The 25,213-nt window shown below is 68.4% G+C and carries 21 protein-coding genes; 10 read left to right on the top strand and 11 right to left on the bottom strand.

The features are described from left to right. Window positions 1–64: 64 nt before the first annotated feature. The 3 genes from gnd to dnaA form a co-directional block, all read right to left on the bottom strand. Window positions 65–940: a phosphogluconate dehydrogenase (NAD(+)-dependent, decarboxylating) gene (gnd, locus tag HEP85_RS20700; protein WP_168529055.1), complete on the bottom strand. Its 876-nt coding sequence runs from the start codon at window positions 938–940 to the stop codon at window positions 65–67. 162 nt (window positions 941–1,102) lie between these two features. Next, a complete protein-coding gene (dnaN, locus tag HEP85_RS20695; protein WP_168529054.1) occupies window positions 1,103–2,233 on the bottom strand; it encodes a DNA polymerase III subunit beta in 1,131 nt (376 codons plus the stop codon). Window positions 2,234–3,393: 1,160 nt separating this feature from the next. Next, window positions 3,394–5,466 carry a chromosomal replication initiator protein DnaA gene (dnaA, locus tag HEP85_RS20690; protein WP_168529053.1) on the bottom strand — a complete coding sequence of 691 codons (2,073 nt, stop codon included), beginning with the start codon at window positions 5,464–5,466 and terminating at the stop codon, window positions 3,394–3,396. Between the two features lie 394 nt (window positions 5,467–5,860). Here dnaA and rpmH point away from each other — a divergent pair, with 394 nt between their 5' ends. The 9 genes from rpmH to HEP85_RS20645 all read left to right on the top strand — a co-directional run bounded on the left by rpmH (window position 5,861) and on the right by HEP85_RS20645 (window position 12,848). Continuing rightward, window positions 5,861–5,998, top strand: a complete 138-nt coding sequence (gene rpmH / locus HEP85_RS20685) for a 50S ribosomal protein L34 (protein ID WP_006381191.1) — start codon at window positions 5,861–5,863, stop codon at window positions 5,996–5,998. Between the two features lie 18 nt (window positions 5,999–6,016). Continuing rightward, window positions 6,017–6,388 carry a ribonuclease P protein component gene (gene rnpA, locus HEP85_RS20680; RefSeq protein WP_168529052.1) on the top strand — a complete coding sequence of 124 codons (372 nt, stop codon included), beginning with the start codon at window positions 6,017–6,019 and terminating at the stop codon, window positions 6,386–6,388. Then, entirely contained in the window at window positions 6,385–6,738 is a 354-nt protein-coding gene (yidD, locus tag HEP85_RS20675) for a membrane protein insertion efficiency factor YidD (protein WP_168529051.1), read from the top strand. Before rnpA ends, yidD begins: the two co-directional genes overlap by 4 nt. 3 nt (window positions 6,739–6,741) lie before the next feature. Beyond that, complete coding sequence (gene yidC / locus HEP85_RS20670; RefSeq protein ID WP_168529050.1) at window positions 6,742–8,034, top strand: membrane protein insertase YidC; 1,293 nt, start codon at window positions 6,742–6,744, stop codon at window positions 8,032–8,034. Between the two features lie 15 nt (window positions 8,035–8,049). After that, the gene (locus HEP85_RS20665) at window positions 8,050–8,559 is read left to right on the top strand and encodes a R3H domain-containing nucleic acid-binding protein (protein ID WP_168529049.1); all 510 of its coding nucleotides are present in this window, start codon (window positions 8,050–8,052) and stop codon (window positions 8,557–8,559) included. A 118-nt stretch (window positions 8,560–8,677) separates the two neighbouring features. Continuing rightward, window positions 8,678–9,394 (top strand): 16S rRNA (guanine(527)-N(7))-methyltransferase RsmG, encoded by a 717-nt coding sequence (rsmG, locus tag HEP85_RS20660; RefSeq protein ID WP_168529048.1) that lies wholly within the window; start codon window positions 8,678–8,680, stop codon window positions 9,392–9,394. 337 nt (window positions 9,395–9,731) lie between these two features. Then, the gene (locus HEP85_RS20655) at window positions 9,732–10,805 is read left to right on the top strand and encodes a ParA family protein (RefSeq protein ID WP_168533835.1); all 1,074 of its coding nucleotides are present in this window, start codon (window positions 9,732–9,734) and stop codon (window positions 10,803–10,805) included. Then, a complete protein-coding gene (locus HEP85_RS20650) occupies window positions 10,802–11,908 on the top strand; it encodes a ParB/RepB/Spo0J family partition protein (protein ID WP_168529047.1) in 1,107 nt (368 codons plus the stop codon). Before HEP85_RS20655 ends, HEP85_RS20650 begins: the two co-directional genes overlap by 4 nt. Before the next feature lie 322 nt (window positions 11,909–12,230). After that, window positions 12,231–12,848, top strand: coding sequence for a GNAT family N-acetyltransferase (locus HEP85_RS20645; RefSeq protein ID WP_168529046.1), 618 nt, complete (start codon window positions 12,231–12,233; stop codon window positions 12,846–12,848). A 142-nt stretch (window positions 12,849–12,990) separates the two neighbouring features. Here the strand turns inward: HEP85_RS20645 and trxA are convergent, their stop codons facing one another. From trxA to HEP85_RS20610, 7 genes are all read right to left on the bottom strand, one after another. Further along, window positions 12,991–13,323 (bottom strand): thioredoxin, encoded by a 333-nt coding sequence (gene trxA, locus HEP85_RS20640; protein ID WP_168529045.1) that lies wholly within the window; start codon window positions 13,321–13,323, stop codon window positions 12,991–12,993. A gap of 42 nt (window positions 13,324–13,365) precedes the next feature. Continuing rightward, on the bottom strand, window positions 13,366–14,328 hold the full coding sequence (trxB, locus tag HEP85_RS20635; RefSeq protein WP_168529044.1) for a thioredoxin-disulfide reductase: 963 nt from the start codon (window positions 14,326–14,328) through the stop codon (window positions 13,366–13,368). A 184-nt stretch (window positions 14,329–14,512) separates the two neighbouring features. Beyond that, entirely contained in the window at window positions 14,513–15,487 is a 975-nt protein-coding gene (locus HEP85_RS20630) for a hypothetical protein (protein WP_168529043.1), read from the bottom strand. Then, entirely contained in the window at window positions 15,484–16,215 is a 732-nt protein-coding gene (gene sigM / locus HEP85_RS20625; RefSeq protein WP_168529042.1) for an RNA polymerase sigma factor SigM, read from the bottom strand. The genes HEP85_RS20630 and sigM overlap by 4 nt, the downstream gene beginning before the upstream one ends. Before the next feature lie 28 nt (window positions 16,216–16,243). Then, a complete protein-coding gene (locus HEP85_RS20620) occupies window positions 16,244–17,956 on the bottom strand; it encodes a protein kinase family protein (RefSeq protein ID WP_168529041.1) in 1,713 nt (570 codons plus the stop codon). Window positions 17,957–18,074: 118 nt separating this feature from the next. Beyond that, on the bottom strand, window positions 18,075–20,375 hold the full coding sequence (gene murJ, locus HEP85_RS20615) for a murein biosynthesis integral membrane protein MurJ (RefSeq protein ID WP_168529040.1): 2,301 nt from the start codon (window positions 20,373–20,375) through the stop codon (window positions 18,075–18,077). Between the two features lie 46 nt (window positions 20,376–20,421). Beyond that, window positions 20,422–22,890, bottom strand: coding sequence for a DUF6049 family protein (locus HEP85_RS20610; protein ID WP_168529039.1), 2,469 nt, complete (start codon window positions 22,888–22,890; stop codon window positions 20,422–20,424). Window positions 22,891–23,113: 223 nt separating this feature from the next. Between HEP85_RS20610 and HEP85_RS20605 the strand changes: the two genes are divergently transcribed. Beyond that, the gene (locus tag HEP85_RS20605; RefSeq protein ID WP_168529038.1) at window positions 23,114–24,580 is read left to right on the top strand and encodes a CCA tRNA nucleotidyltransferase; all 1,467 of its coding nucleotides are present in this window, start codon (window positions 23,114–23,116) and stop codon (window positions 24,578–24,580) included. Window positions 24,581–24,698: 118 nt separating this feature from the next. On the opposite strand, the gene HEP85_RS20600 is transcribed toward HEP85_RS20605, so the two are convergent. Beyond that, window positions 24,699–25,172: a hypothetical protein gene (locus tag HEP85_RS20600; protein WP_168529037.1), complete on the bottom strand. Its 474-nt coding sequence runs from the start codon at window positions 25,170–25,172 to the stop codon at window positions 24,699–24,701. Window positions 25,173–25,213: the final 41 nt, after the last annotated feature.

The following is a 25,213-nucleotide window of genomic DNA, read 5'->3' as shown; positions in this document are numbered from 1 at the left end:
CTCGGATCCCGGGCCTTCAGGCCCGGGATCTGTGGATCTGTGGATACGGATGTGGATCTGTGGATTACTTCTGCTCGACGGCGTGGCCGCCGAACTGGTTGCGCAGTGCCGCGATCATCTTCATCTGCGGTGAGTCGTCCTGGCGTGAGGCGAAGCGGGCGAACAGCGACGCGGTGATCGCGGGCAGCGGTACCGCGTTGTCGATGGCCGCCTCGACGGTCCAGCGGCCCTCGCCGGAGTCGTCGGCGTAGCCGCGCAGCTTGTCGAGGTGTTCGTCGTCGTCCAGGGCGTTGACGGCGAGGTCGAGCAGCCAGGAACGGATGACCGTGCCTTCCTGCCAGGAGCGGAAGACCTCGCGTACGTCGGTGACGGAGTGGACCTTCTCCAGGAGTTCCCAGCCCTCGGCGTAGGCCTGCATCATGGCGTACTCGATGCCGTTGTGGACCATCTTGGAGAAGTGGCCGGCGCCGACCTTGCCGGCGTGGACGAAGCCGGAGTCGCCCTCGGGCTTGAGCGCGTCGAAGACGGGCTGGACCTTGGCGACGTTCTCGGCGTCGCCGCCGACCATCAGCGCGTAGCCGTTCTGCAGGCCCCAGACGCCGCCGGAGACGCCCGCGTCGACGAAGCCGATGCCCTTGGCGGCCAGTTCCTCGGCGTGCTTCTCGTCGTCCGTCCAGCGGGAGTTGCCGCCGTCGACGACGGTGTCGCCGGGCTCCAGCAGGTCGCCGAGCTGGTCGACGGTGGACTGGGTCGCGGCGCCGGCCGGCACCATCACCCACACCACACGCGGGGCTTCGAGCGCGCCCACGAGTTCTTCGAGGCTGTGGACGTCGGCGAGTTCCGGGTTGCGGTCGTAGCCGATGACGGTGTGTCCTGCGCGGCGGATCCGCTCGCGCATGTTCCCGCCCATCTTGCCGAGGCCGACGAGACCGAGCTCCATCAGTTGTTCCTTAGGTTTGCGACGTGGCGTGAGGGCACTTTCGTACCTGTGTCTGAGCCTAAACCCGGACGCTCACGCACACCTGTGGGCATAGCCGCTCAGGCGTTACGCCCCACCTGCGGATTCGCCCGCCGGCCGGGTCGGCCCGGCGGGCTCAGGGCCTCAGCCGGACAGGCGCACCGGCATGATCAGGTACTTGTAGGCCTCGTCCGCCTCCGCGTCCAGGGCGGGCCTGCCGCTCAGCAGCGCGGGCTTCGTGGACGTCGTGAACGACAGCTGCGCGACCGGCGAGTCGATGGCGCTCAGACCGTCGAGCAGGAAGGTCGGGTTGAAGGCGATCGAGACGTCGTCGCCCTCGAGCTGCGCGTCGACCCTTTCCACAGCCTGTGCGTCGTCGCTGGAGCCCGCCTCCAGGATCAGCACGCCCTGCTCGAAGCTCAGCCGCACCGGGGTGTTGCGCTCGGCGACCAGGGCCACACGCTTGACGGCCTCCACGAAGGGGGCGGTCTCGATGACGGCGATGGAGTTGAACTCCGTCGGGAACAGCGAGCGGTACTTCGGGAGGTCGCCTTCGAGCAGCCGGGTGGTCGTACGCCGCCCGGCACCCTCGAAGCCGATCAGGCCCTCGCCCGCGCCGGAGCCGGACAGCGCCAGGATCACGCTGTCACCGCTCGTGAGGGCCTTGGCGGTGTCCAGGAGCGTCTTGGCGGGCACCAAGGCGACCGCGGACGCCTCCGGGTTCTCCGGCTTCCACAGGAACTCGCGGACCGCGAAGCGGTAGCGGTCGGTGGAGGCCAGGGTGACCGTGTCGCCCTCGATCTCGATGCGCACACCGGTGAGGACGGGGAGCGTGTCGTCGCGCCCGGCGGCAATGGCCACCTGCGCGGCGGCCGAGGCGAAGACCTCGCCCGGGACGGTGCCGGTCGCCGACGGCATCTGCGGCAGAGCCGGGTACTCCTCCACAGGCAGGGTGTGGAGGGTGAACCGGGAGGAGCCGCAGACCACGGTCGCCCGTACACCGTCTGTGGAGATCTCCACCGGCCGGTTGGGGAGAGCGCGGCAGATGTCCGCGAGCAGGCGGCCGGAGACCAGGACCGTGCCCTCCTCCTCGACCTCCGCGTCGACGGAGACACGCGCCGAGACCTCGTAGTCGAAGCTGGAGAGGCTCAGGGCGCCCTCCTCGGCCTTCAGAAGGAGGCCGGCGAGCACAGGCGCCGGCGGACGGGCCGGGAGGCTGCGAGCCGCCCAGGCCACTGCCTCCGCGAGTACGTCGCGTTCCACCCGGATCTTCACCGTTGCCGCCTCCGTCTGTTGCCGGCGCTCTCGCCCTGCTGGCCTTCGTCGTCTGACTCGGTGTCTTTCGACCCTGTGAGGGGAAGGACACCGGGGAACAGTCTGACGCACCGCGCTGACAGTCGGTGCCCCTCGGGGTCAAGTCGTGCCGAGCGGCAGACGGGGCTCCGGGAGCGAGTTGTGCACAGCCCCCACTTCGAAACGGTTCTCAGGCTCTCTCTAGTTGGTCTTAGTAGTAGGCCCTGTGGAAACCGTGGATAACCCTGTTTTCGCAGGTCAGCATAGATTTTTTGTCCACCGACCCTGTGGGTGGAGGCGGTGGAAAACCGGGGGCATCTGTGGATGGCGAAAAGTTCTGCACACACGATGCACAGCCTCGGGCCACTTCTCCCCAGCGCCGTCCCCAGCTTTGCCCACGTTCCCCACAGGCCGACCCGGCACCTCGATGTGACGCCTTTCACTCGACACGGTGAGAGGCCGCGTCTTGTTGCCGAACAGTGGACAGAGGTGTGGAGAAGCTGGGATTCACTGGGGACAAGAGGCGCCGGCCTGTGGGCTGCCGGTGGACAACTCCGCGCACACCCTGTGGATCATTTCTTTGTCCACAGTCTGTGGAGAGCGTTCATCCACGAATCCACAGGGGGCTGACCTGGCCCGATGGTCCTACGACCGCACCCCCTGTGGACACGATCGGGACAACTTCGCGGTCCCCAGGGTGTGGACGCCAGAAAGTCACCGAATCTGTGGAGAGTGGCCGTAACCCTGCGCGTATTCGAACAGACGGTGCCGAGGGCATGACCTCTGAACGACGCCGGGCGGCCACCGAAAGCGGACGAGGAGTGCCTCGGAGGGTGCCGGAACGGCGTTCCGGAGGGTGCCGGGCGGCGCTCCCGGGGGCGTGGGGCGAAGCCGGAACGCGCGTGGGGCGGAGCCGGCGCGGGTCTCGGAACCTCTCGAAGGCTCTCGGCAGGCCGAGGGGAAGCGGGGCGGACGCGCGGGGAGTGGCGGCCTGGGTGGACATGGGGAGCCGGGCCACGGGGACGCCCGCCGGGACGGCGAGAGCGGCGGCATCGGGATGCCGGGGATGTCGAGGGGGAAAACGGAAGGCGCCCGCGGGAGCGTGTCCCGGGGGCGCCCTGGCCGGCGTGAGGCCGAGTCCGTCAGCCGTTCTTGATGCGGTTGGTGAGCTCGGTGACCTGGTTGTAGATCGAGCGGCGCTCGGCCATCAGCGCGCGGATCTTGCGGTCGGCGTGCATGACCGTCGTGTGGTCGCGGCCGCCGAACTGGGCACCGATCTTCGGCAGTGACAGGTCGGTCAGCTCACGGCACAGGTACATGGCGATCTGGCGTGCCGTCACCAGGACGCGGCTGCGCGAGGACCCGCACAGGTCGTCCACCGTCAGACCGAAGTAGTCGGCGGTGGCCGCCATGATCGCGGTCGCGGTGATCTCCGGAGCCGAGTCCTCGCCGCCCGGGATGAGGTCCTTCAGGACGATCTCCGTCAGACCGAGGTCCACCGGCTGCCGGTTGAGCGACGCGAACGCCGTCACCCGGATCAGCGCGCCCTCCAGCTCGCGGATGTTGCGTGAGATCCGCGACGCGATGAACTCCAGGACCTCCGGCGGGGCGTTGAGCTGCTCCTGCACCGCCTTCTTGCGGAGGATCGCGATACGCGTCTCCAGCTCGGGCGGCTGGACGTCCGTGATCAGCCCCCACTCGAAACGGTTCCGCAGCCGGTCCTCCAGCGTCACCAGCTGCTTGGGCGGCCGGTCGCTGGAGAGCACGATCTGCTTGTTCGCGTTGTGGAGCGTGTTGAAGGTGTGGAAGAACTCCTCCTGCGTCGACTCCTTGTCCGCCAGGAACTGGATGTCGTCGACCAGCAGGATGTCCATCTCGCGGTAGCGCTTGCGGAAGCTGTCGCCCTTGCCGTCGCGGATGGAGTTGATGAACTCGTTGGTGAACTCCTCGGAGCTCACGTACCGCACCCGGGTGCCCGGATAGAGGCTGCGGGCGTAGTGCCCGATCGCGTGCAGCAGGTGCGTCTTGCCGAGACCCGACTCCCCGTAGATGAAGAGGGGGTTGTACGCCTTCGCCGGCGCCTCCGCGACGGCGACCGCCGCGGCGTGCGCGAAGCGGTTCGAGGCACCGATGACAAAGGTGTCGAAGAGGTACTTCGGGTTGAGGCGCGCGGTGGGCTCACCCGGACCGGAGGCCGGCGCGGGCTTGGCGGCCAGCGGACCTGGGGCACCGCTGGAACTCGGCAGCGAGGGGCCGCCGCGGTGCAGGGGGCCGCCGCCCGACGACGGGTCCTGGAGGTCGCGGCGGTCGGGACGCTGGTCGTAGTCGGGGCGTGGCTGGTCGTAGTCCTGGCGCTGCTGCTCGTAGGGCGGGCGCTCCAGCGACTGCGGTCGGTAGTCCTGCGACGGCGAGGCGTACGGGTCGCGCTCCGGGAAGCCGAGGCGCTGCTGCTGCCAGCCGTAGTCGTCCTGACCGTGCCGGGGCCAGGCACCGGGCTCCGGACGCTGGTAGTCCGGGTACGCGGGGCGGGCGGTCGGCAACTGGTCGGAACGGCCGGGCGGCAACTGGTCGCCGGGCGCGCCGGGCAGCTGGTCGGCGCGGCCTCCCCGGTGATCGCCCCGGTGGTCACCGCGGTGATCTTCACGCCGGTCCTCACGCCGTTCGTCGCGGCGGTCGTCGGCGCGGTGGCGGCCGTACCCCTCGTAACCTTCGCGGCGCTGCGCGTCGTAGGCGTTGCGGTCCTCACGGCCCGCGTCGTAGCCGTTGCGGTCGTCGCGCCCCTGGGAGTCGTAGCCGGTGCGCTCGTCGCGGCCCTGGCCGCCGTAGGAGTTGCGGTCCTCGGCGCTCTGGCCGTCGTACGGGTCGCGGCCCTGGCCCGTGGCCGAGGAGGGGTCGGGCTCGTCGTACCGGGGCTGGACGGGAGGCGGCGGGGGCTCGCCCGCCGAGTCGTCGACGGTGATCGCGATGCGGATCGGGCGTCCGCACTCGCGGCTCAGCGTCTCGCTGACGATCGGCGCGAGGCGCCCTTCCAGGACGCCCTTCGCGAACTCGTTCGGAACGGCGAGCAGGGCGGTGTCCGCGACCAGGGCCAGGGGCTGGCAACGCTTGATCCAGTGCTCGTCCTTCACCTCGACACCCTGCCCGCGGCCCTCACCGAGGAGTTGTTCCAGTACTCGTGGCCACACTGCGGCAAGATCGGCAGGTACGTCAGCCACAGGGCACGCTCTCTCACGGGTCCCACGAACGTGTGGTTCTGGGAACAGGTTGGGAAGTCAGTCGGGTGGGACGGGGAACAAAACCGCTGGGGCGGGGGGAAGGGAACGAATCGGAGTTCAGCCACGGTAGTCAGGGCGACCGCTGTGGTTCAAGTTGTTGTCCCCAGCCTGTGGACAGTGTCTCTCGCCAGGTGCTGGTTTGACCGAATGGCGCAGCCGCGCGTACCGTAACCAGGTCGAGTTGTCGATGGCTGCTGCCGCCTGCCTCCGATGGGCACAGATCGCGAAAAGTGATCGGGAAGCGGTGCACTCGGGCGTAAGCGAGCTACTCGTGGGCGCACGGTGACAGCCAGGACGGCACCCCGCCACCACCGATTCTTTCTGGAGCCCCCGAGTGAGCAAGCGCACCTTCCAGCCGAACAACCGTCGTCGCGCCAAGACCCACGGCTTCCGCCTGCGGATGCGCACCCGTGCCGGCCGCGCGATTCTCGCGAACCGCCGTGGCAAGGGTCGCGCGAGCCTGTCCGCCTGATCATTTACAGGTCATGACGTGCTGCCTTCCGAGCATCGGCTGAGGCGGCGCGAGGACTTCGCGACCGCGGTACGCCGAGGACGCCGGGCCGGACGCCCGCTCCTCGTCGTCCACCTTCGTAGCGGTGCAACGGACCCGCACGCGCCTGGGGAGAGCGCTCCCCCGACGCGTGCGGGTTTCGTCGTGAGCAAAGCCGTGGGTGGAGCCGTCGTACGCAACGCGGTGAAGCGCAGGCTTCGCCATCTGATGCGTGACCGGGTCGGCCTGCTGGCCCCCGGTAGCCTGGTAGTCGTACGAGCGCTGCCCGGTGCGGGCGACGCCGACCATGAACAGCTGGCCCAAGACCTGGATGCCGCTCTTCAGCGGCTGCTGGGAGGGGGCGCGCGATGAAGTACCCGCTGCTGGCTCTCATCAAGCTGTACCAGTGGACGATCAGCCCGCTGCTGGGGCCGGTGTGCAAGTACTACCCGTCGTGCTCCCACTACGGCTACCAGGCCATCGACCGCCACGGTGCGATCAAGGGAACGGCACTCACCGCCTGGCGCATCCTCCGGTGCAATCCGTGGTCGCTGGGCGGTGTGGACCATGTTCCGCCGCGCAAGCGTCCGCGGTGGCACGAGATGGTGCGCGACGCCTGGCGCGCACGCAAGGGCGGAACCTCCGCCGCCGAACCGGCCACCGGGGAGACCACTGCCCCGGGCCCGGCCGCCGAGACTCCGTCCCATGCTCAAGGAGCCTGATTAGTGGACACGATTGCCGGTTTTTTCAGCTTCATCACGACACCCGTTTCCTGGGTCATCGTCCAGTTCCACTCCGTGTACGGGAAGATCTTCGGTCCCGATACGGGCTGGGCCTGGGGCCTGTCGATCGTGTCCTTGGTGATCCTGATCCGTATCTGCCTGATCCCGCTCTTCGTGAAGCAGATCAAGGCCACTCGGGCCATGCAGACCCTGCAGCCCGAGATGAAGAAGATCCAGGAGCGCTACAAGAACGACAAGCAGCGCCAGTCCGAAGAGATGATGAAGCTGTACAAGGAGTCGGGCACCAACCCGCTCTCCTCGTGCCTTCCCATCCTGGCGCAGTCCCCGTTCTTCTTTGCTCTGTACCACGTGCTCAACGGCATCGCGACGGGCAAGACGATCGGCGTCATCGACGATCAGCTGCTCGCCAGCGCCCGTAAGGCGCACATCTTCGGTGCCCCGCTCGCCGCGAAGTTCACCGACAGCGCCGACAAGGTCGCCCAGCTCGGCGCTCACATCACGGACGTCCGTGTCGTCACCGCGATCATGATCGTGCTGATGTCGGGATCGCAGTTCTACACCCAGCGTCAGCTGATGACGAAGAACGTCGACACCACGGTGAAGACGCCCTTCATGCAGCAACAGAAGATGCTGATGTACGTCTTCCCGGTCATGTTCGCCGTCTTCGGCATCAACTTCCCGGTCGGTGTCCTTGTCTACTGGCTCACCACCAACGTGTGGACCATGGGTCAGCAGATGTACGTCATCCGCAACAACCCGACCCCGGGCAGCAAGGCCCAGGCCGCGTACCTGGAGCGCCTGCAGAAGCACGTCGCGCACCATGGCAAGACCCGCAACCGGCGCGAGAAGACCATCATCAAGACGATCGTCGGCAAGGGCCGCGACCGCAACGAGTTCGAGCGCAAGTTCATCAACGGTCTGACCAAGGCGGGCCTCGTCGCCCAGCCCGACGGCCTCGTGGTGAAGGGCGAGAACGCGACGGTCGTCGAGACCGAGGACGGCACCACGATCACCACCGGCGGCGCTCCCAAGCGCCAGCAGCCGAAGCGCCAGTCCAAGTCCCAGCGCCAGTCGAGCACGACGACCAGTACGGCGAAGACGGCGGACGAGTCCGAGCCGAAGACCTCGCTGATCAAGTCCGACGAGCCGCAGGACGCCAAGACCGCCCCCAAGCCGGCAGGCGGCGGCAGCAAGCCGGGCGCCGGTACCCGCAGCAAAGCCCAGTCCGGACAGCGCAAGGGCCCGCAGCGGCCCAAGTCCCCGTCCAAGAAGTAAGAAGGAGTCCATCCCGTGACGGAAGGCACCACCTCCGCCGCCGCCGAGGGCGACACCCTGTCCCGCCTGGAGCAGGAAGGCGAGATCGCGGCGGACTACCTCGAGGGTCTGCTGGACATCGCCGACCTCGACGGCGACATCGACATGGACGTCGAAGCCGACCGCGCCGCTGTCTCGATCATCAGCGACGTCGCCGGCCGTGATCTGCAGAAGCTCGTCGGCCGTGACGGCGAGGTGCTCGAGGCCCTCCAGGAGCTCACGCGCCTGGCCGTCCACCGGGAGACCGGGGACCGCAGCCGGCTGATGCTGGACATCGCGGGCTACCGGGCCAAGAAGCGCGAGGAACTCTCCGAGCTCGGCGCCAAGGCCGCGGCCGAGGTCAAGAGCTCCGGCGAGCCGGTGAAGATGAAGGCGATGACGCCCTTCGAGCGCAAGGTGGTCCACGACGCGGTGAAGGCCGCGGGTCTGCGCAGCGAGTCCGAGGGCGAGGAGCCGGAGCGCTTCGTCGTCGTACTCCCCGCCTGATCGGTACGTATGTTCCTCCGGCCCCGTCTGTTGAGCAGGCGGGGCCGAACTTTGTCAGCCTGATAGTCCTGGTGGTCAGCGCTCAGAGCGCTTATGCGGTACGGAAGGACGGTCCCCCGTGACGGAGGCAGCGGAGCTTCCTCCCGCGCCCGAGCAGGCGCGCGAGGTATTCGGTGATCGCTTCGCGGACGCGGTCCGGTACGCGGAGCTCCTGGCGGAGGCCGGCGTGGAGCGGGGGCTGATCGGCCCGCGCGAAGTGCCCCGCCTGTGGGAGCGGCACCTGCTGAACTGCGCGGTGCTCTCGGAGGTCGTACCCGAGGGCGTGACGGTGTGCGATGTCGGCTCGGGCGCCGGGCTGCCCGGTATTCCGCTGGCGCTCGTCCGCGAGGACATCAAGATCACGCTCCTTGAGCCGCTGCTGCGGCGCACGACCTTCCTCACCGAGGTCGTGGAACTCCTCGGACTCGACCATGTGACGGTTGTCCGTGGCCGTGCGGAGGAGGTCATGGGCCAGCTTCCCCCTGTGCACGTGGTGACGGCGCGGGCCGTGGCGCCTCTGGACCGCCTGGCCACGTGGGGGATCCCCCTGCTGCGCCCGTACGGCGAGATGCTCGCGCTGAAGGGTGACACTGCGGAGGAGGAGCTGAAGAGCGCCACAACGGCTCTCAGCAAGCTTGGTGCGGTGAAGACCTCCATCCTTCACGTCGGCGAGGGAGTGGTTGATCCCCTCTCCACCGTCGTCCGCGTCGAGGTCGGGGAGAGTCCGGGCGGTGTGCGCTTCGCGGCCAAGCGGGCCAAGGCGGCGCGGACCGGACGAACGCGACGCCGCCGCTGATCCCGCGGGACTGGTCGACCTGGACTCCCGGCTCCGCACGACGGAGCCGGGAGTTTTTCATCACTGCGGCTGATCCGTCCTGACGACGAGCCCTACTCCACACAAGCTGCCCCACCCTGTCGCTCGGAGTGTCGCGCCGTCGTGGCCGTGGCGGCCTTGCATCGTGTTTCACGTGAAACGTCGCTCACTGTTGCACGGCATCATCAGTCGCGGCCGGGCCGCGGCCGAACCCCGCGACCGGCAGCCTCTTGGTTCACTCCGAGAGGGGGTGGAGGTGTCCACAGAGGTGGATTTCTCCACAGAAGCACGGGCCTCGCTGGTTCACGACCCCGAAGGCATGGGAGGCTCTGTTCATTGCGAGCCTGAAGTCGAGGAGAGTGAATCCTTGCGGTCCGACGCCAACATCGCGGGACCGATGACCGATCCGGTCCCCGGTCCCCGTACCGAGTCGATGGGGGCGGATGTTTCACGTGAAACACCGCCTCCGATGGACGACACTCCCATCGGTCGTGCTGCCCAATTGGCGGTGGAGGCGCTAGGTCGCGCCGGCGAGGGCCTGCCCCGGCCTGAGCAAACCCGCGTCATGGTGGTCGCCAACCAGAAGGGCGGGGTGGGGAAGACCACGACCACGGTCAATCTTGCCGCCTCGCTGGCCCTGCACGGCGGTCGTGTCCTCGTGATCGACCTCGACCCGCAGGGCAACGCCTCCACCGCGCTGGGTATCGATCACCACGCCGAGGTTCCTTCCATCTATGACGTGCTGATCGACAGCAGACCGCTCTCCGAGGTCGTCCAGCCGGTCCCCGATGTGGAGGGACTGTTCTGCGCGCCTGCCACGATCGATCTCGCCGGTGCGGAGATCGAGCTGGTGTCCCTGGTCGCACGGGAGAGCCGACTGGAACGAGCGATCCAGGCCTATGAGCAGCCGCTGGACTACATCCTCATCGACTGCCCGCCGTCGCTCGGCCTCCTGACGGTCAACGCGTTGGTCGCCGGTGCGGAGGTCCTCATCCCCATCCAGTGCGAGTACTACGCGCTGGAAGGGCTGGGGCAACTCCTGCGCAACGTCGATCTGGTACGGGGGCACCTCAACCCCGACCTCCATGTCTCGACGATCCTGCTCACCATGTACGACGGCCGGACCCGCCTGGCGTCCCAGGTCGCGGACGAGGTGCGCAGCCACTTCGGCGAGGAGGTGCTGCGGACGAGCATTCCTCGCTCGGTCCGTATCTCCGAGGCCCCCAGTTACGGGCAGACGGTGCTGACCTACGATCCAGGGTCGAGTGGTGCCCTCTCGTATCTTGAGGCCGCACGAGAAATCGCTCTCCGAGGAGTCGGTGTGGCGTACGACGCACAGAACGCCCATGCGGGCGCACAGAACAGTCAGAACATTGTGGAGGGGATCCAGTGAGCGAGCGACGACGAGGGCTGGGGCGGGGCCTCGGCGCACTGATCCCCGCGGCTCCGACAGGGGAGAGGGCGGCTTCCTCGCCGGTAGGTGGACTCTCCACCTCACCGACCGGCGGGCCCGTGCTCACCGCGGAACGGGGAGTGGCGGTGGCGAAGGTGGCCACACTGCCGCCTGTTTCACAGGAAGCCGAGGAGTTTGCGGCGAGCGGAGGCCCGGAGACGCTAGCCGCGCCGGTCGGTGCGCACTTCGCGGAGCTGCCGCTCGACTTCATCACTCCCAACCCGCGTCAGCCCCGTGAGGTCTTCGACGAGGACGCTCTGTCCGAGCTCGTCACCTCCATCAAGGAAGTCGGGCTCCTCCAGCCCGTCGTCGTGCGCCAGGTGGGGCCGACGCGCTACGAGCTCATCATGGGTGAGCGGCGCTTCCGGGCCTGCCGTGAAGCCGGGCTGGACGCGATTCCGGCGATCGTGCGCGCCACCGAGGACGAGAAGCTCCTCCTGGACGCACTGCTGGAGAACCTGCACCGCGCCCAGCTGAACCCGCTGGAAGAGGCGGCGGCCTACGACCAGCTGCTCCAGGACTTCAACTGCACGCACGATCAGCTGGCGGACCGTATCGGGCGCTCGCGCCCCCAGGTCTCCAACACCCTGCGTCTGCTGAAGCTCTCGCCGGCGGTCCAGCGTCGTGTCGCCGCCGGAGTCCTCTCCGCCGGTCACGCACGGGCCCTGCTGTCCGTGGCTGACTCGGAGGAGCAGGACCGGCTGGCCCACCGCATCGTGGCCGAAGGGTTGTCGGTGCGGGCCGTCGAGGAGATCGTCACCCTGATGGGATCCCGTCCGCAGACCGCTACGCGCTCCAAGGGGCCCCGGGCCGGTGCTCGGCTCTCCCCGGCGCTCAGCGATCTCGCCACGCGTCTCTCGGACCGCTTCGAGACACGGGTGAAGGTCGACCTGGGACAGAAGAAGGGGAAGATCACCGTCGAGTTCGCCTCGATGGACGATCTCGAGCGGATCCTCGGCTCTCTGGCCCCGGGCGAGGGACCCGTCCTGCAGAGGAGCCTCCTGGACGGCGACTCCGAGGACACCGAGGGCACGGAGGACTGAGCATCCTGGTCGGAGATCTCGGATCCACCGACCACAAGAGCGGGTCATGTCCGGTGTGTACCGGAACACGGCCCGCTCTTTGCTTTCTGACGGTATCGATGGAATCGCATCGTGGATACGATGCGATCGGGTACGACGCATTCACCTGGGGCACCTTCATCGGGGAGGCAGGGGCCATGCACAGCGTGAGCCGTACCGGACTGGTGACCGCGGGTCTGGGCCTGGGGGCGGTCGGCGGGTTCGTCGGTAGCCTGCTCAGGGAGCGAAGCGCTCTGACTGCCGCCCGCGGCGCCGCGGGCGAAGGAAGCGAGGAACATCCTTCATGGGGCGTCGGCTCGTACCGCTCACGCTGGACAACCTTCCAGATCTTCCCCAGCGCTGTCGGGCGTGCGTCTTCTGGGAGCTGGACCCAGTCAGTGGGGAAGCCGCGGTAAAGGCGGGAACGTCCGAGCTGGAGAAGGAGTCGTGGATCTCCGCCGTCCTGCTGGAATGGGGATCCTGTGGCCGCGTGGTCTATGTGGACGACGTGCCGGTCGGCTTCGTGCTGTACGCACCCCCGGCGTATGTCCCCCGCGCCACCGCGTTCCCCACAAGTCCGGTCTCGCCGGACGCCGTCCAGCTGATGACCGCTTTCATCCTGCCTGGCTATCAGGGCCAAGGGCTGGGCCGGGTGATGGTCCAGACGGTCGCCAAGGATCTGCTGCGCCGGGGCTTCAAGGCGATCGAGGCTTTCGGGGACGCGCGTTGGAAGGAACCGGCCTGTCTACTGCCGGCAGATCATCTCCTGGCGGTGGGCTTCAAGACCGTGCGGCCCCACCCCGCCTACCCACGTCTGAGGCTGGAGCTGCGGACGACGCTCTCCTGGAAGGAAGACGTGGAGATGGCACTGGACCGTCTCCTCGGGGTGGTACAGAAGGAACCGGCGCTTCGCCCGTTGTAGCCAGTGGCGCGTCCCGTGGTCGGGGCTCCGCTGTACCTGTGATCGGTGTCTGAGACGACAAAGCGAATGGGCCAGCCCGGAAGGGCTGGCCCATTCGTGTTTCACGTGAAACACGCGCCGCTTGGGTACGGCTGCTCGCCTACTACTCGGTGATGAAGTCCTCGAGGTCCCGCACGAGCGCGGCCTTCGGCTTGGCACCGACGATGGTCTTGGCGACCTCGCCACCCTGGTACACGTTCAGGGTCGGGATGGACATGACGCCGTACTTGGCGGCCGTACCCGGGTTCTCATCGATGTTGAGCTTGACGATCTCGATCTTGTCGCCGTACTCGGCCGCGATCGCCTCGAGGGACGGCGCGATCTGGCGGCACGGACCGCACCAGGCGGCCCAGAAGTCCACCAGGACGGGCTTGTCGCTCTTGAGGACGTCCTGTTCGAAGGAATCGTCGGTCACGTTCTTGAGGGTGCCGGCCACGGCGGGCTCCTTAGCTGGTTGGTGCGGTGGGGCGGACGGGGATCAGACGGTGGCAGCCGCGGCGGTCTCGCTGTCCGCGAGGGCGGCGAGGTAGCGCTCGGCGTCGAGGGCGGCGGAGCAGCCGGTGCCGGCCGCGGTGATGGCCTGGCGGTACGTGTGGTCGACGACGTCACCGGCGCCGAAGACACCGGTCAGGTTCGTACGGGTCGAGGGCGCCTCGACCTTGAGGTAGCCCTCGTCGTCCAGGTTGAGCTGACCCTTGAAGAGCTCGGTGCGCGGGTCGTGGCCGATCGCGATGAACAGACCGGTCACCGCCAGGTCGGAGATCTCACCCGTCTTCAGGTTCCGCAGCTTCAGGCCGGAGAGCTTGGGGTCGCCCTCGATCTCGGCGACCTCGCTGTCCCAGACGAACTTGATCTTCGGGTCGGCGAAGGCACGCTCCTGCATGGCCTTGGAGGCACGCAGGCTGTCACGGCGGTGGACGATCGTCACGGACTTGGCGAAGCGGGAGAGGAAGGTGGCCTCCTCCATCGCGGTGTCACCGCCGCCGATCACGGCGATGTCCTGGTCCTTGAAGAAGAAGCCGTCACAGGTGGCACACCAGGAGACGCCGCGTCCGGAGAGGGCGTCCTCCCTGGGCAGGCCCAGCTTGCGGTGCTGCGAGCCCGTGGTGACGATGACGGCCTTGGCGCGGTGCACGGTCCCGGCGGTGTCCGTGACGGTCTTGATCTCGCCCGACAGGTCGACGGCGACGATGTCGTCCGGCACCAGCTCGGCGCCGAAGCGCTCGGCCTGGGCGCGCATGTTGTCCATGAGCTCGGGGCCCATGATGCCGTCCTGGAAGCCGGGGAAGTTCTCCACCTCGGTGGTGTTCATCAGCGCGCCACCCGCGGTGACGGCGCCCTCGAAGACCAGCGGCTTCAGCGACGCGCGCGCGGTGTAGAGCGCTGCCGTGTAGCCGGCAGGCCCGGACCCGATGATGATCACGTTACGGACGTCGCTCACGGCTTCATTCCTCGTCTCTGGAGACTGCTACGTACTGCCGGTGGGAGCCTCTCTCAGAACTCTCACCCCACCCAACGGATCCTAAGGGGCGTGCATTCCCGCTGTGTCCGGGCACACGGAGATGGGGCGCCGCACAGAGATCCCATGGGGTTCCTGGGGAACGGGGGACTCTACGGGCACGCTTTCAGGAGCGGGTGTACGAGTGGGTCAGCAGGAGCTTGCCGGGGGATGTTCCCCCGGGTTTCTCGCAGGCCGCGTCGACGAGGTACGCCGTGACCTTCGTGCTGTCGGAGGTATCCGGCAGTACGACGAGATAGACGCTCGTTCCCTTGTACGTGCCTTTTTCCGCGGCGAGAACGGCCCCGGTGCTTCCGGTCCCCTGCTGGATGCAGTCGGGGATCTGCACAGCGGGCGTGATCAAGGTGTCCACTCCGCCGGACCCGTTGTCCGCGCCGTTGGACTCGACCCCCCACGGATGCTTCGAGCCGCCGGAGCGGTCCCGGCCGTTCTTGTTCTTCGCGAGAAGGTCGGTGACCCGGGTCTGCAGCGTTCCTTCGGAGTAGGTGTTCTTCGACCCCTGCTGCGTCGCCGTCTGAGGGCTCTTGCCGGCGCCGTCGTCACCCAGCGTCTGGAAGAGGATCGCGCCCAGCCCCAGGGCTGCGGCGGTGAACGCTGTGCCGAGGAGGGCCACCCTGCGGCGTCCTGGACGTCCCCGATGTGAACGGCCCGGCCCGGTGGCCGCGTGGGAGTGCCCCGAGGGACGGTTCACGGAAGAGGCGGAACCGGGGGCGGACTGCGGACCGGAGACGCTCGTGGCCGATGTTTCACGTGAATCCGTGGTCGATGTTTCACGTGAAACAGTGAGGCTCTGATCGTCGGCCTCGGACGTGTGGCCCGGTGCCGCGGCACTCAGCAATGCCTCCGCGGCCAGTGCGGCATCGATCCGGCCGGCTACTTCGTCGGGCATGCGCGTCGGCCCCGGCAGCGTGCCGAGCAGCCCACGGATCTCCTCCAGGGAGTCGTACACGTCGGCGCAGAGCGCACAGTCGTCCAGATGCCGTCGAACGTCCGCGGTGCGGGAGGGCGGGAGCAGACCTTCGGTGAGGTCGGAGATCTCCGCGACATCCGGGTGCCCGGCCGTATCCGTCGTGGATGTCACGCTCGCCCACCTCCGCCCTTCACAGCAGCTGAATCGCTTGGCCCTGCGTCACGGGGTCCCGCGTCGTGCGGTCCCGCTGCCGGTGGGACGGATGCCCCCTGCGTCCGGTTCCTTCCACCCTCCGATTTGTTGCTGTCCTTGCTGCTCCTGTTCTCCGACCGGAGATGGGTGAGCAGCGGAAGCAGTCTGGCTCTGCCCCGGGCACAGCGGCTCTTCACCGTGCCGACGGGTACGTCGAGGAGGGTGGCCGCCTCTGCGACGGGGTAGCCCTGCATGTCCACGAGGACGAGGGCGGCGCGCTGGTCGGCCGGGAGAGTGCCCAGGGCCGTCACCAGTTCGCGGTGCAGGTCGTTGCGCTCCGCCGGAGCGGAGGCGGACTCGTGGGGCTCTAGGAGCTGTTCCAGACGTTCGGTGTCATCGACGGGGGAGGTCTTCCTGGAGGCGGCCTTGCGGGCGCGGTCCAGGCAGGCGTTCACGGTGATGCGGTGCAGCCAGGTCGTGACGGCCGACTGGCCACGGAAGGTGTGGGCGGCCCGATAGGCGGAGACCAGTGCGTCCTGAACGGCGTCAGCGGCCTCCTCACGGTCTCCCAGCGTGCGCAGGGCCACCGCCCAGAGCCGATCACGGTGACGCCGCACGAGCTCGCCGAAGGCCTCCGGATCGCCGTCCACGTGACGGGCGAGGAGGTCCTGATCGCTTGCATCGGCGTATGCGGCCTCATCGGCCATCGGACCCCCTCCCCCTTTTACGCGAGCGTCAGCCGGTGAACTTCACGTCAGTGATGGCCTGCTTGTAGCCGGCGTTGCTGTACTGGTCACCGGACGCGTAGGGCATCGCCGTGATCCAGAGCAGTACGTACTGACTCTTCACCTTCTTGCTGACCGTGATCTTCGCGGTCGTACCGCTCGTGGTGATGGACCCGATCCTCGTCATCGAATCCACGGGCGTCGAAGAACTCGTCGAGTCGGTTGCGTACAGGCCGATCGTGGTGTGGTCACCGGGGTACCGGAGCCCTATGGAAGCCGCCGTGACGGTCTGCTGCGAGCCGAGGTCGTAGACGACGCCGACGCCGGGCTTGAAGGCCGGATTCATGTTGGGACCGTCCACGAAGCTCTTGCTCCGCCAGTACGTCGAGCTGTCCCCGTCGTACGTCTTGTCGACGTCCCCGGCCGCCTGGGGGGAGCCCTTGGCGACGTACTCCTGGGCACCCTTGATGGCGATCGGCTTGACCGGCTTGGTCTTCTCGCTGTTCTTGTCGTTGCCGTCCGTCGTGCGCGTCGGCTGGGTGTCGTCGGACTTGCCGCGGTCCATCAGCGCGTCCGCGAGCTGCCAGCTGCCGAGGCCCAGGGCGGCGATGAGGAGCGCCGACACCGTCCACTTGAGGGCCTTGCCGGTGCGGCTCTGCAGCGGGGGCGTCGGGGTCGGCACCGGCTGCGCGGCGTGCGGCACAGGGCGGCCGTAGCTGCCCTGCTGGTACGAGGTGCGCTGGTACTCCGGCGGAGCCGTGAACGCGGGCTCCGGCGGCCGGATGCGAGGCATCTCGGCGATCGCCTTGACCAGTTCCTCCGGCGTCGTGCACGGCGACTCGTGTCGAGAGGCCGTCGCGCCGTCGTTGGCGAGCGCACGCATGGCGAGCTCGGACAGGCCACGGTGGACACCGGCCCGCACCTGGTCCGGTGCGATCAGGCCGACTCCCTTGGGCAGCCCCGACAGGCCGTACGCATCGCTCTCGTACGGCCACCGCTGGGTGAGCGTGGCGTACAGGAGCGCGCCGATCGCCTCGGTGTCCGTGCGCTGGGGGGTGTTGGAGCTGATGCCGCGCAGCGCGGCGTTCACCGCGAGCCCACGGATGCGCCACTGGCCGCTCGACGTGCGCAGCACGGCGCTCGGGGTCAGCCGCAGATGCGCGAGGCCCTCACGGTGTGCGGCAGCCATGGCCTGGGAGACCTGCGTGACCATCTGGTAGGCCTCGTACACCTCCAGCGGGCCCGCGGCCAGGAGCGCCGTCAGCTCCGTGGCGTCCGGCAGCCACTCGTGGACCACATAGACGAGATCGTTCTCCTCGACCGCGTCCAGGACCTGGACGAAGCGGGGGTCGCCCAGCAGGGCGGAGGATCGGGCCGCCGCCAGTACCGAGCGTGCCCGCGGATGGTCGGCGGGCAGCAGATGCACGCCGACGGCTCGGCGCAGCTTCTCGTCCACCGCACGCCAACTGCTGAAGCCGTCCAGACGGGTGACGCACTCCTCGAGGCGATACCTCCTGGCCAGCTTGTGGCCGCTGTGCAGTTCTGGCGGTGAGACCTTCCCGGGACTCTCGGTCCCGCCGCTCCCCTGTGCCTCGTCGCTGTCCGTCTCCCGCTCCCGGTTCTGGGCCACCCCGTCGGACGTGGACTGGCCCGCCTTGGCGGTCAGCGGCTCATCGCCACTGTTGTCTGCCACGTCGACGGCAGCCGTGCTCCGTTCCGCCACCGTCGTTCCCGCCTCCCCATCCATTGCGCGCTGTCCGACGCAGAAACCAATTGTGCCCACAGTCCGGCGCTATGCACGACACACGGCGACGGACGATGGTTGTGCTCGTACCCCCGCCTCAGCGCCCCAGGCGCCCGCGGACCATTCCGACCATCGAGTTGAGTTCTTCGATGCGCATCTTCCGCGCGGCGACGTAGAAGACGCCGAACAGCACGACGCTGCCGCCGAGCAGGGCGGCGAACGAGCCGCCGACCCCCTGTCCCAGCGTCTGTGCGATCCCGTAGCAGGCGGCGCCGCTCAGCAGTGCCGCCGGAACCGCGGCGATACCGAGCCTGGCGTAGGTGCGCAGGACGCGGGCCCCGTCCAGGTCGCCGCCCAGCCTCTTGCGCAGCCTGTTCCAGGCGACCCCGACGCCGATCGCATAGGCGAGGCCGTAGGAGGCGGCCATGCCGACGACGGCCCAGCGGGCGGGGAGCACGAAGTAGCACACGGCCGAGGCCGCGGCGTTGAAGACCGCCACGATGACCGTGTTGTAGAAGGGGGTCCGGGTGTCCTCGTACGCGTAGAAGGCGCGGAGCACGACGTACTGCACGGAGAACGGGATGAGACCGAGGCCGAAGGCCATCAGCATGTAGCCCATGTTGGTGGCCGGCGCGATGCCCGAGGACCCGAAGATCAGGGTGCACATCGGAATGCCGAGGGAGAGGAAGCCGAAGGCGATCGGCACGATCGCGACGGCCGTCGTCCGCAGCCCCTGGGAGATGTCGTCGCGCACCGCGCCGCTGTCCCCCTCGTGCGCCGACCGGGAGATGCGCGGCAGCAGGGCGGCCATCAGGGAGACCGTGATGATCGCCTGCGGCAGACCCCAGATCAGCTGGGCGTTGGCGTAGGCGGCGAAGCCGGTTCCCTTGACGGAGTGCTGGCCCGCGGCGGTGGACAGCTGGGTGACGACCATCGCACCCGCCTGGTTGGCGAGGACGAAGAGCACGGTCCATTTGGCGAGCATCGCGGCCTTGCCGAGGCCGTGACCCTTCCAGTCGAAACGCAGCCGCAGTCTGAAACCGGTCTCACGCAGATACGGGATCATCGCCAGGGACTGGACGACGAGGCCGAGGAGCACACCGACGCCGAGGAGCCGCTGGCCCTCCGGCGGGATGTTCTCGACGGACATGTCCGAGTGCGCGGCGGTGCCGTACACCCAGATGAACATGCCGAGCGTCACGATGATGACGATGTTGTTCAGGACCGGGGTCCACATCATCGCGCCGAACTTGCCCCGGGCGTTGAGAACCTGCCCCATCACCACGTGGATGCCCATGAAGAAGATCGAGGGCAGGAAGTAGCGGGTGAAGGTGACGGCCACCTCGTTGGCGGCGGGGTTGGTGGCGACGGGGTTCGACAGCATGCGGACCAGAAGGGGCGCGGCCAGCATCGCGAGCGCGGTCAGCAGGCCGAGCGCCACCATGACCAGGGTCAGCAGGCGGTTGGCGAAGGCCTCGCCACCGTCGTCGTCGTCCTTCATCGCGCGCACGAGCTGCGGCACGAAGACGGAGTTGAGACCACCGCCCACGGTCAGGATGTAGATCATCGTCGGGAGCTGGTAGGCGACCTGGAAGGAGTCGCCCAAGAAGCCGAGCCCCAGCGCGGAGACGATCAGCGCGGAGCGGATGAAGCCGGTGAGGCGGGACACCAGGGTGCCGGCCGCCATGACGGCGCTCGACTTCAGCAGACCCGACGCACGTCCACCCTTCTTCGGGGCGGCCATGGGGGTGGGCGGCGCCGTGGGGGTGAGCTGCATCGTCTGCTCGGACAGCGGGCCGGGAGGCTGAGCCGCCGGGCCCTGGCGCACGGACGGTGCCTGTGCCTGTGCCGGGGCGGCCGTGGCCTCCATGGAGGGCCGGACGCCGCCCTGCCGCTGGTCACGGAAGAGGTGGGCGAAGGCATCGGTCTCGGGCTGCTGCTCGGCGGCCTGCGTGACGAGATCGTCGACGCCGACGAACTGGGTCGTGCGCGCGTCCTCGCCGTACGGCAGGTGGCGGCTGGGACCCGCCGGCTCCGGCGGAGGCGTCTGGGCCCACACACGAGGGTCGGGGGCGTGCTGGGCGGTGGGCGGCTGGGCGTAGAGCGGCTGCTGCGGGTACTGCGGTCCCCCGGGCGGCGGGGGATGCGCCGCACGGTCGTAGAGCGCCTCGGTCACCGGATCCTGGGCGGCGAGATCCTGCGCCCCGTACGGGTCCTGGTTGTAGGCGTCCTGGAAGTACATGTCCGGGTAGTGCCCCTGAGGCACCTGACCGGGCTCGGCCGGAGGCTCCGGGTAGCCCTCGGGGTAGCCGTTCCCCGCGCCCTGCTCGGGGCGGCCCTCGGGGTAGCCCGAGCTGCCCGCGCCCTGACCGCGGTCACCGTCGTACGGCGCGTTCATGGTTACCCCACCTCATCGTCCCCGGGCCCACCGGCCACGACATCGCTCAACGGTCCACTCTCTCACCCGTGCCGGACGGGTCGGTGCTTTCCGGTGCGGTGTCCGGTGCGGGGTCACTCGGCTGCTCCGGGGCGTCCGCCCCGGGCTCCGTCGTGGAATCCCCGTCGGGACCGTCCTTGGAGCGCTCGGTGTCCTCAACAGTGTCTACGGTGCCCGCGGCGTCCTTGTTCACGCCGTTCACGCCGTTCACCCCGTGCACGCTCGTGGCCTCGGCCTCGGTTCCACCCTCGGCGTCCGAGGCGTTCTCCCGCGCCTCCTCGGCCTGCCGGGCCGCCGCGCGCTTGCGCTGCGTGTACATCCGGAATCCGGCGAGCACGAGGAGCAGCACGCCGCCACCGATGACCAGCATGACCGTGGGGGTGATCTCGGTGACCTTCACCTCGAACGGCACGGCGGAACCGTATGCCTGGCCGTCCTCGGTGAACAACTGGGCGGTCACCGTCACCGGACCGTTGGCCTTCGAGGAGGTGGTGAACTTCACCGACTGGCTGTGCTCGCCCGCGACCTGGATCGGCTGCTCGTAGTAGGCGGCGTTGCCGATCTTCAGGCGGGTGGGCTGCTTCGACGTGAGGCGCAGTACCAGGTGGTGGACGCCCTGCACGAGGTTGTTCTGCACCGTCACCGGGATCGTGGCGCTGCGGCCCGACAGCTTCGCGTCGGACTTGTCGATCAGCTTGACGAGACCGGTGAGGTTGTTGAGATACGTGTCCACCCCGTCGCGGAAGGTCTCCCCCTGGGTGGCGCGGCCGCGCCAGGACGTCGACATCCCCCGGTCTATGGCCCGACCGAACGGAGTCACCACGCGGGACTTGTCGGTGAGGATGACCTTGAACCTGTCGAGGGTGTGCTGCGTGGTCTGGATCGTCTCGAAGTCCGACCGCGTCAGCTCCTGATTCTTCAGGGAGAGCGGGTACAAGGACACCGGGCGGATGGTTGTCGTGGCATCCGGATCCGGTTTGGCCTTGGCGGCCGCGGACAGGCCCTCGGCGTCGGACCAGTTTCCGTTCTGGAGCGCCTTCACCGCCGTCGCCATCGCCTGTGCCTGGCTCACGGACGGCATGCGCTGCGGGGCGACCACGATGCTGCGCTGGTGGTTCGGCTCCTGCAGGTTGAGCGCGAGGGCCTGTGCCAGGAATTCCTGCACGGCCAGCGTGGAGCTGTCGGCCTTCGCCATGTCGCCCTGGAACTCCGTCGACAGTCGGTAGTCCGAGACCACCGCCGTCGTGCCGCCACCGATGGGGCGGGCCGCACTGGGGGTGTACGTCAGATCGCCGGTCTCACGGAGGCTGTCGCTACGGGCGATCACCTTGTGTGCGCCTGCGGAGGTGGCGACCTTGACGATCGACGGGTCGACGGCGCCGTTCACGGGCCATGCGAAGTCGGTCTCCGGCTTCACGTGGATGATCGTGTCCACGGTGTCGGAGGCCACGTCCGTGGCGTCCTTGAGGTGATTCAGGGAGTCGGCGACGTCCTTGCCCCGGTGCGCCAGCGACGCGAGGTCGGGGTCGGCGAAGGGAAGTGCGACGACTTCCTTGTCGGAGACCGTCTTCTCGAGCTTGTCGAGCCACTCCTTGGCGACGGCCTGGTTCTTGCCGGCCGTCGTGGTGTCGCCGTCCTGGATCCGGTAGTTGCCCGTCATGGCGTCGACGGAGGCCAGCAGGTCCGGGTCGAGGACCCAGGTGACGTCGAGATCGCCGCCCAGCGTCAGGAGCTGGTCGAGGCGGCCACCGGGGGCGATCTCCTCGGCCAGTTCGTCGTTCTGGAAAACGGGGGTCTGCTGGGCGTCCGAGCCGGTCTCCGCACTGAGGTGGACCGTCGAGATCAGCGGCCAGAGATACGCCGTCTTCGTCCTGGTGTCCGCGGCGCCGGGCTGCCAGGGCAGGAACGTCCGCTCGATCCCCAGCACGTGCTCCCACGGTTCCGCGGAGGTCTGACCCGAGAGGGAGACGCCCAACTGGTACACCCCGTCCGACCCGAGGTCGAGCTCCTTGACAGGCACCGAGATGCTGAATCGCTGCGAGACGCCGGCGGGGAGCGCGGAGAACTTCTGGACGTACTTGCCACCGACCTCCAGGGGGTCGAGCCCCGGCTGGAACCCGGTGCGCTCGGCGGCGTCGTCGATGGCCACCCGACCGCTGAGGGAGGGGCCCACCCGCAGCCCCACGTGGGCGTCGGTGACCGTCTGCTTGCCCTTGTTGGTGATCGAGCCGGAGACGGTGACCGTGTCGCCGTCCGTGGGGGCGCTGGGGCTCAGGGAGTCCAGGGAGACGTCGACCGTCCGGGACCCGCTCGCGGCGGCCACAGAGGCCGTTTCCGCGGCGTGTGCGGCGGGAGAGGCGGGCAGCTGGAGCAGTCCGGCCAGAAGGGGCGCCCCGGCCAGCAGTGCGCCGGTGCGCCGCAACCACCGGTGGGCAGGTGAGGGACTCGTCCCTTGGAAGTCTGCCGCCTCGGCCACGCGCTCGCCCGTCCCTCGTCGTCGTCAGTGGTCGTCGGAATGTGCGTCCACGCATGGTAACGATGCGCGCTGAGGGGAAGTGCCGCGGAGTGCTCCACAAGATCGGGAGACTGGGTCGACTGTCCCGTATGTGCGTGTATTGAGGCCCGTGTAAAGGGGAGGACGCCTGTGCACGTTTTATGGAGGCGCCCCGGGGTGCCCCGGCCACGTACCCTTTTCTGTTGTGCCGAACGCCAACGAAGACAACCCCAGTGCCCTGAGTCAGGTGCAGCACCGCGCGGTGAGTGAACTGCTGCGGGTGTCCCCTGTCGCCGACGACCTCGCCCTCCGATTCCAGGAGGCGGGGTTCTCCCTCGCCCTCGTCGGCGGCTCGGTCCGGGACGCGCTCCTCGGCCGGCTCGGCAACGACCTGGACTTCACCACGGATGCCCGGCCCGAGGACGTACTGAAGATCGTGCGTCCCTGGGCGGATGCCGTCTGGGAGGTCGGGATCGCCTTCGGCACCGTCGGCGCGCAGAAGGACGCCCTCGTGGACGGCGTACAGCAGTCCTTCCAGATCGAGATCACGACGTACCGCTCCGAGGCATACGACCGGACGTCCCGCAAACCCGAGGTGTCCTACGGCGACTCGATCGAGGAAGACCTCGTCCGCCGTGACTTCACCGTGAACGCGATGGCTGTCGCGCTGCCGGAGAAGAAGTTCATCGACCCGCACGGCGGCCGGGACGATCTGGCCGCCCGGGTGCTGCGCACGCCGGGAACGCCCGAGCAGTCCTTCTCCGACGATCCACTGCGGATGATGCGGGCCGCCCGGTTCGCGGCTCAGCTCGACTTCGAGGTGGCCCCGGACGTCGTCGCGGCGATGACGGACATGGCCGGACGTATCGAGATCGTCTCGGCGGAACGGGTACGGGACGAGCTCAACAAGCTCCTTCTCTCCGCGCACCCGCGCAAGGGCCTGACGCTGCTCGTCGACACCGGTCTCTCGGCCCATGTGCTGCCCGAGCTGCCGGCCCTGCGGCTGGAGCGTGATGAACACCACCGGCACAAGGATGTCTACGATCACACCCTGATCGTCCTGGAACAGGCCATGGCGCTGGAGGAGAACGGCCCCGACCTGACCCTGAGGCTGGCCGCGCTGCTGCATGACATCGGCAAGCCGAGGACACGGCGCTTCGAGAACGACGGACGGGTCTCCTTCCACCACCACGAGATGGTCGGCGCGAAGATGACCAAGAAGCGGATGTCGGAGCTCAAGTACTCGAACGAGCTCGTGAGGGACGTCTCCCGGCTGGTCGAACTCCATCTGCGGTTCCACGGGTACGGCACCGGCGAGTGGACCGATTCGGCGGTGCGTCGCTACGTACGGGACGCGGGACCGCTCCTCGACCGCCTTCACAAGCTGACCCGCTCCGACTGCACCACCCGTAACAAGCGCAAGGCGGCCGCGCTCTCGCGCGCGTACGACGGCCTGGAGGAGCGCATCGCCCAGCTCCAGGAGCAGGAGGAGCTGGATGCGATCCGGCCCGACCTCGACGGCAACCAGATCATGGAGATCCTGGGCATCGGCCCGGGCCCGGCGATCGGGCAGGCGTACAAGTTCCTGCTGGAGCTGCGGCTGGAGAACGGCCCGATGGAACACGATGCGGCAGTGGCCGCGCTCAAGGAGTGGTGGGCCGAGCAGGGCTGAGGCTCATGCCTGTGGGCCATGTTTCACGTGAAACATGGCCCACAGGGAAGCGACGGAGAGTGACGAGGGGTGGTGTTTCACGTGAAACACCACCCCTCATCGCGTGTAAACGGTGCCGCTACTTGTTCTCCTTCAGGCACAGCACCACGTCGTGGCCCCCGCCCGACTGGATGTAGGAGATCGTCGCGTCCGCGACGTCCTTGCACTTGGTGTCGTCGCTGGTGTTGTCGAACTTCTCGACGACCTTGAACTGCGCGTCACCCGAGGAACAGTCGACCTTCTTGAGGTCGGCCTTGGAGTCCGTGCCGTCGTTGTGCATGCAGTTGCCGACCGACGCGGTCTCCGCGTCGCTCTGGCCGAGATACCACTTCACCCCGTACAGGCCCAGGGCGACGACTATCAGGACGACGATCCGCAGGGCCTTCTTGCCGGCACGCTTGGCCGGGGCCGGCGGAGGCACCGGGGCGCCCTGGTTGGGGAACGGCGCGTAGGGCTGCTGCGGGGGAACCCCCGGCTGGACGGGCTGCTGCCCCATGGGAGCGGTGGGCTGCTGGGCGTACGGGTTCTGGCCGTGGGGCGGCGGAGTAGCCATTGGGGTCCCCCCTGGGACGTAGGCGCATGGCGCGAAATAAG

Source organism: Streptomyces sp. RPA4-2, assembly GCF_012273515.2.
GTDB lineage: Bacteria > Actinomycetota > Actinomycetes > Streptomycetales > Streptomycetaceae > Streptomyces > Streptomyces kaempferi.
This window is presented reverse-complemented; position numbering and strand designations above follow the sequence as displayed.

What these genes read in the sequence shown, in the direction of transcription:
- gnd (WP_168529055.1), bottom strand. Translation starts at nt 940, where the DNA reads ATGGAGCTCGGTCTCGTCGGCCTCGGCAAGATGGGCGGGAACATGCGC.
- yidD (WP_168529051.1), top strand. Translation starts at nt 6,385, where the DNA reads ATGAAGTACCCGCTGCTGGCTCTCATCAAGCTGTACCAGTGGACGATC.
- HEP85_RS20655 (WP_168533835.1), top strand. Translation starts at nt 9,732, where the DNA reads ATGGGAGGCTCTGTTCATTGCGAGCCTGAAGTCGAGGAGAGTGAATCC.
- HEP85_RS20645 (WP_168529046.1), top strand. Translation starts at nt 12,231, where the DNA reads ATGGGGCGTCGGCTCGTACCGCTCACGCTGGACAACCTTCCAGATCTT.
- sigM (WP_168529042.1), bottom strand. Translation starts at nt 16,215, where the DNA reads ATGGCCGATGAGGCCGCATACGCCGATGCAAGCGATCAGGACCTCCTC.
- murJ (WP_168529040.1), bottom strand. Translation starts at nt 20,375, where the DNA reads ATGAACGCGCCGTACGACGGTGACCGCGGTCAGGGCGCGGGCAGCTCG.
- HEP85_RS20600 (WP_168529037.1), bottom strand. Translation starts at nt 25,172, where the DNA reads ATGGCTACTCCGCCGCCCCACGGCCAGAACCCGTACGCCCAGCAGCCC.